This is a genomic window from uncultured Thiodictyon sp. (genome assembly GCF_903828115.1).
Taxonomy (GTDB): Bacteria; Pseudomonadota; Gammaproteobacteria; order Chromatiales; family Chromatiaceae; genus Thiodictyon.
The window spans coordinates 1-5728 of sequence record NZ_CAIKKU010000834.1 but is presented as its reverse complement, the minus strand read 5'-3'; the positions used below and the strand labels follow the sequence as shown (position 1 = coordinate 5728).

Genomic DNA, 5728 nt, shown 5'->3' with positions numbered 1-5728 from the left:
TCGCCGACCGCCCGGAGGTCTTCGTCGCCGGTGACCTCTTCTGGTACCCGGTCCAGGACCGGCGCCTCGTCGGCCCCATGGCCCCGGACGCCATGGTGGTCTTCGGCCGGCCCAAGGGACCGCGCGGGTCCTACAAACAGTGGGAGGAGGACGGTATCGCCCCCCAGGTGGTCTTCGAGGTCCAGTCGCCGTCGAACGGACCCAAGGAACTCAGGGACAAGCTGGAGTTTTACGACACCCACGGCGCCGCCGAGTATTACCTCTACGACCCCGAGCGCAACCGTCTGGAGGTCTGGCTGCGCCAGGACGGGCGGCTCGCCCCCGTGGCCTACGTCAACGGCTGGACCAGCCCCCGGCTCGGCATCCGCTTTGCCCTGCGCGCCGAGACCCTGGAGATCTTCGACCCCGCCGGCCGGCCGTTCCTGAGCCCGGTCGAACTGGCCCGGCGCGCACGGCAGGCCGAGGCGCAGGCGCGGGAGGCCGAGGCGCGCGCCGCGCAGGAGCGCGCCCGTGCCGAGCAGGCGGACGCGCGCGCAGAGCAGGAACGCGCCCGCGCCGAGCAGGCGGACGCTCGCGCCGAGCAGCTTGCCGAGCGCCTGCGCGCACTCGGCATCGACCCCGGCGCCGCGGGCTGACGGCTACCTTGTCGCCGGTATCACCGTCTCCGATAGCGCACCGGCGCGGCGGCGACGCGCCGCCAGGAGACCGGCCCCCAGGGCGAGCGTGGCCGGCGCGGGGGCATCGGCGGGCGTGAAGTCGAGGAAGAGCCCGGTGGCATCCGTGGACAGACCCCAGGTGCCGCCGTTGGTGGGGTTCAGGAAGCCGCTGCTGTCGACGCGGTACATGGCGGGATCGAAGCCGGTGACGGTGGTGACGTCCGCCAATTTGAGACTGAGCCGGTTGCCGGGCCCGAAGTTGGCGGCAAGGCCCGGGTTGTCGCTCGCGTCCAGACTCGTCAGCCGGATCAGGACGGGGTCCAGGGCGGTGGCGGTGAAGGCCAGGGTGCCGGTGAGGCTCCGGAGGTCCCAGGCGCTGCCGGCCAGGCCGGCGAAGTCCCGCACCTCGAAGGCGTAGTTGCCGTCGGGGCCGAAGGTGACATTGGCACCTTAGAGGGTGCCGGGGCTGTTGCCGGGGGCGAGGGTGCTCGCGTTCTGGATGACCAGGTCCGCGGTCAGGGTGCCGGTGCCGGCGATCGAACCCCCGTTGAGGGCGATCGTGTTGGCCGACGAACACCGCCCCGCCCAGCACCGCCGCCGCCGCCGCTGCCGCCGTCCCTGCCGCCAGCCCCGGAGGCGTTGCCGCCGGCCGTATAGAAGCCGCCGCCGCCCGCTCCATTCGTGCCAGTGCCGCCGTTGCCGCCCATGCCGCCCCCGCCACCGTTAGAAGACACGCCATTGCCGCCGTTGCCGGTGAACTGGACCCCGCTCAACTGGACCTGGGCGGCGTTGACGAAGAGCCCGCCGCCCAGTCCGGCCCCGCCGCCGGCGCCGACACCGCCGTTGCCGCCCTGGGCCTTGCCGTCGGCGATGGTGAGGTTGTTGAGGCTGACGGTGCCCTGCTGGGCGAAGAAGACGCGGTATTGATTATTGCCGCTGACGGTGTTGCCGTTGCCGTTGATGGTCACGTCGGCATCAAGCAGCGGCAACATGCTGCCCAGTCGGACAGCCGCCCGGGGGACCCCCGATCCGGCAACAGCGGCGCCTCAAGCTACAAGGGAACCGGCCGCCCCAACAGGGGAACGCGGCAATGTTTCCAGGGAATGCGGCAATCGTTTCGGCCCGCCCGCGGCGCGGCGCCTGACCCGACCCCACCCGACCGGGGCCGCGCCCGGCGAGGTGCCGGGGTGCGATCAGAACTGATGTGTTAACACATATCTCGTAGGGTACGCATCGCGTACCCGCCAAGCCGCGGCGACCGCCGGAGCCGGGTACGCGATGCGTACCCTACAGCGACCGGACGTTCTCCCGGACCGGGCGTCGTTGTCGTGATCGTGGTCGGATTGTTCGATTACGACAACGACAACGACAGCGTACCCGGGGTCTCGGTCACCACATCAGCTCCGATCGCGCCCGACGCGCCGTCGGCACTGGCCCGGCCGCCCGCCCGATGGTATGGTCCGGGGCCTATCGAGCCCCGGACCCACCCCATGCCGACCGCCGCCGCCCCGCCCGGCCCGCCGCCGCCCCTGCACGACCTGCGGACCCTGCAGGCGGTCATGCCCGACCGGACGATCCTGATCGGCGCGGCGATGCTGCTGGTGTCCGGTGCCATCGGTTTCTACCTCAACGTGCTGCTCAGCGTGCTGTTCCTGAGCCCGCGCGCGGGCTGGTTCAACGTGGCCCTGGGGGCCCTGGTCCTGGCGGTGATCGGGGCCGCGGCCGTGGGCGGCTGGCTGACCTTCCCGATCGACTACCCGAATTTTGTGAAAACACCGGCCGTCTGGGTCCAGACCGTCTTCTCCTTCATCGCCTTCAGTGCCTTCACCGCCGTGATCGCCGCACGCCTGCCGCATTCGCTCGACGCCACGGTGCAGGCCCTGGCCACCCAGACCGCGGCACTGCGCGAGACCCAGGCCCAGTTGCGTACTGCGCTCGATCAGCAGCGCGCCATCTTCAACCACAGCTCGGCCGGGATCGCCCTGATCGACGGGACCCGGACCATCGTGGCGGTCAACCCGCGCTTCTGCGCCCTGCTCGGCTACCGCGCCGCGGACCTGATCGGCCAATCGACCCGCCTGCTCCATCGTGACGCGGCGGCCTTCGAGGCGGTCGCCGCCCGCTGCTACGCCCCACCCGGACCCGCGGGTGCCTACAGCGAGGACATCCAGTTGCGCCGTCGCGACGGGACCTTGCTGTGGACCCACGCCAGTTTGAGCCCACTCGACCCCGCGGCACCGGAGGCGGGTGCGGTGCTGGTGCTGGTGGACATCGACCAGCGCAAGCGCATCGAGCTCGCGCTGGCCTTCGCCAAGCAGCAGGCGGAGTCCGCCACCCGGGCCAAGAGCCGCTTCCTGGCCACGGTCACGCACGAACTGCGCACCCCGCTGCACGCCATCCTCGGGTTCGCCGAGGTCATCGGACGGCTGGAGGCTCAGGCTGGCGAACCGGACGGCGACCACCCCGGAGCACCGCACGCAGAGGCGGCAGAGCGGCGCCGGGACCTCCTCGCCACCATCCGGCGCAACGGCCGCCAGTTGCTGTCCCTGATCGACGAGGTGCTCGATTTCAGCCGCCTGGAGCGCGGGCGGCTGTCGCTCAGGGCGCTCCCCACGGCCCTGCCCGCCCTGCTCCGCGACTGTGTCGGCGAGGCCCACTGGCCGCGGCCAAGGGGCTGGCACTGCACCTGGACGCCGACACCGGGCTGCCGCCCTGCGTCTGGCTGGACGGGCGCCGGGTGCGGCAGGTCCTGACCAACCTGCTCGGCAATGCCCTTGCGCACACCCAGGCGGGCGAGGTCCGGTTGAGCGCGGCGACGACGCCGGACCCGGCCGCCGCGGACCGGGTCGAGTTGCGCCTGGCGGTCGCGGACACTGGGCCCGGTATCCCGGCCGCGGAGCAGGCGCGCATCTTCGAGGCCTTCGTCCAGGGTGACGCAGACGCCACCGCCGCCCCGGGGCCGGGACCGGGGGGGCACGGGTCGGTGGGCAGCGGGCTGGGGCTCAACATCAGCCGCAAGCTGGTGCGCCGGATGGGCGGGCGGATCGAACTCGAGAGCGCGCCCGGCACGGGCAGCCGCTTCACCCTGGTCCTGCCCGCGGTCTTGATTGCGCGCGCTGCCGACTGCGCCGGGGCTGCCATGGCCGACCCCGAGTGCGCGGAGACCGCGACCCCCGCGCCGCTGGCGGCCCCACCCCCGCCGGAGGCCCTGGCGGAGTTGCGCGCCCTGGCCGAACTGGGCCGCACCACCCGCATCGAGGGCTGGTGCCGACACTGGTCCGGCCCCGGCGACCGGCCCGCCTTCACGGCGCAGGTCCTGGCGCTCGCCCACGCCTTCGAGCACGCGCGTATCATCGCGTTGGTCGAGGCCCAGGCCGGGGGCACCGGGCAGGACTCAGGCCAATGACCCGGCGGGAAAGCGAATACGATCGTTGTCGTCGTCTTCGTCGTTGTCGTGATCGAACACGCAATACCATTCGAGCACAGGCCGCGCGATGTCTAGCGGGGTTCGATCGGCGACGCCGCCCAGGCCTGATCGGATTGTCAAGAGCGGGAATACTGGGTGGCAGGGTCGCCACGATTACGACAACGACAACGATTGCGACAACGATGCACAAGATTCTGAGATGATCCCCGCCACCGACGATGGGACCGTGTTGGTCATCGACGACGAGCCGGATAACCTGCGTCTGGCGCTGGAGATGCTGCGCGGCCAGGGGCTGGAGATGGTCAGCGCCCGCGACGGCGCCGCCGGGGTGCACATCGCCACCCGCCTGCGCCCGGACCTGATCCTGCTCGACATCCGCATGCCCGGGCTGGACGGCTTCGAGGTCTGCGGCCTCCTCAAGGCCAATCCGGTGACGCGCGAGATCCCGGTCATCTTCCTCACCGCGCTGGACCAGATCGAGGACAAGGCCCGCGGTTTCGCCCTCGGCGGGGTCGATTACGTGACCAAGCCATTTGATGCGCGTGAACTCCTGCTGCGGGTCGCGAGCCACCTGCGCCTCGCCCGGCGCGTTGCCCGGTTGCCGGAGCGCTGCCACACCCCGGCGCCGAACCAAAGGCGTCACCGGTGGACAACGGTGCGCTTGTCCACCCTAACGGCCATGGCAGCGAGACCAGCCACCCCGGACGATGAAAGGCCTGCGTGAGCGGCTTCAGCCGCGACGAGGCCAGGGCAGCCTGCGCGGCCCCTTCATGGCCTCGCTCCTGTATTATTTCGGCGTCCTGACCCTCGCGAAGGTCTCACGCAGAGACGCAGAGGCGGTGACCCGCGAGGCCTCGTCGCGGCTAAAGCCGCTCCCACAGCGCGGCTGAAGCCGCTCCCACGCGCGCCGATCAGGGTTCGGCGCGGCGGCGACGCATCAGCAGCACGGCGCCGAGGCCGAACAGCGCCAGCGTGGTGATGATCAAAGCCGCAGGCCCCGTCCGGCCGGGTGCTATGCTGCGCCGGTGGTCCACTTAACCTTGCTCCCGCCCCCCTGGTGGGGGGCCGGGCGCTGGTCCGGCACGCGGGGGTCGGCCGTCATGAAATTTTCCTATGGTTTGAGTGACTTCGGCACCCTGATCCAGGACGGCTACTGGTATCAGGACCGCACCGACCGGATTCCTCAATTGGAGGACACCGGGCGGCAACTGATCTTCATCCGCCCGCGACGCTTCGGCAAGAGCCTGCTCCTGTCGATGCTGGAGCACTATTACGACCTGAATCGGGCGGATCGCTTTACCGACCTGTTCGGGGGGCTCGCCATCGGGCGTGACCCAACGCCCTTGCACAACCAGTTCTTTGTGATGAAGTGGGACTTCTCACTGGTCAAGGCGCAAGGGGAAGTGGGGGCGATCGAGGCGGCGCTGCATGGGCACCTCAACGATTGTGTCCTTCCGGTAAGGCTGCATGAAATCCCGTCCCCGGCCCGGTAGCGTAGGAGCCCCGTTTTTGGTGATCCGGAGGCTCCACGATGTCACTGTCACTCCCCGCCGCGGCCGATCTGGCACAGACGGCCGCGGCCATTGCCCACTGGCGCAACACCACGTCCCAGGGCGCGCGTATTCCCGCGGAACTGTGGTCGCGG

8 protein-coding genes and 1 pseudogene are annotated in these 5728 nt (G+C 70.7%); 6 read left to right on the top strand and 3 right to left on the bottom strand.

Going from position 1 to position 5728, the window contains the following annotated elements:
* Positions 1-635 (top strand): Uma2 family endonuclease (locus tag QZY48_RS31020; RefSeq protein WP_295437893.1); only part of this gene is annotated, 635 nt, incomplete at its 5' end.
* Positions 636-638: 3 nt separating this feature from the next.
* Here QZY48_RS31020 and QZY48_RS31015 read toward each other — a convergent pair.
* Together QZY48_RS31015 and QZY48_RS31010 are read right to left on the bottom strand one after the other, a co-directional pair.
* Positions 639-1061: a hypothetical protein gene (locus tag QZY48_RS31015; protein ID WP_295437890.1), complete on the bottom strand. Its 423-nt coding sequence runs from the start codon at positions 1059-1061 to the stop codon at positions 639-641.
* A gap of 110 nt (positions 1062-1171) precedes the next feature.
* Positions 1172-1648 carry a hypothetical protein gene (locus QZY48_RS31010; RefSeq protein WP_295437888.1) on the bottom strand — a complete coding sequence of 159 codons (477 nt, stop codon included), beginning with the start codon at positions 1646-1648 and terminating at the stop codon, positions 1172-1174.
* 342 nt (positions 1649-1990) lie between these two features.
* Between QZY48_RS31010 and QZY48_RS31005 the strand changes: the two genes are divergently transcribed.
* Positions 1991-3409: a histidine kinase dimerization/phospho-acceptor domain-containing protein gene (locus QZY48_RS31005; protein ID WP_295437885.1), complete on the top strand. Its 1419-nt coding sequence runs from the start codon at positions 1991-1993 to the stop codon at positions 3407-3409.
* Entirely contained in the window at positions 3394-4062 is a 669-nt protein-coding gene (locus QZY48_RS31000; protein ID WP_295437882.1) for an ATP-binding protein, read from the top strand. Before QZY48_RS31005 ends, QZY48_RS31000 begins: the two co-directional genes overlap by 16 nt.
* Here QZY48_RS31000 and QZY48_RS30995 read toward each other — a convergent pair.
* Positions 4051-4203, bottom strand: a complete 153-nt coding sequence (locus QZY48_RS30995) for a hypothetical protein (RefSeq protein ID WP_295437881.1) — start codon at positions 4201-4203, stop codon at positions 4051-4053. The two genes, QZY48_RS31000 and QZY48_RS30995, sit on opposite strands and share 12 nt — an antisense overlap.
* A gap of 79 nt (positions 4204-4282) precedes the next feature.
* On the opposite strand from QZY48_RS30995, the gene QZY48_RS30990 reads away from it, so the two are divergent.
* The 3 genes and pseudogenes from QZY48_RS30990 to QZY48_RS30980 all read left to right on the top strand — a co-directional run.
* Positions 4283-4807, top strand: coding sequence for a response regulator (locus QZY48_RS30990; RefSeq protein ID WP_295437879.1), 525 nt, complete (start codon positions 4283-4285; stop codon positions 4805-4807).
* Positions 4791-4973 carry a hypothetical protein gene (locus tag QZY48_RS30985; protein ID WP_295437878.1) on the top strand — a complete coding sequence of 61 codons (183 nt, stop codon included), beginning with the start codon at positions 4791-4793 and terminating at the stop codon, positions 4971-4973. Before QZY48_RS30990 ends, QZY48_RS30985 begins: the two co-directional genes overlap by 17 nt.
* A gap of 210 nt (positions 4974-5183) precedes the next feature.
* Positions 5184-5528 (top strand): annotated as a pseudogene (locus QZY48_RS30980) (AAA family ATPase); the annotation flags it as partial.
* Positions 5529-5728 lie beyond the last annotated feature (200 nt).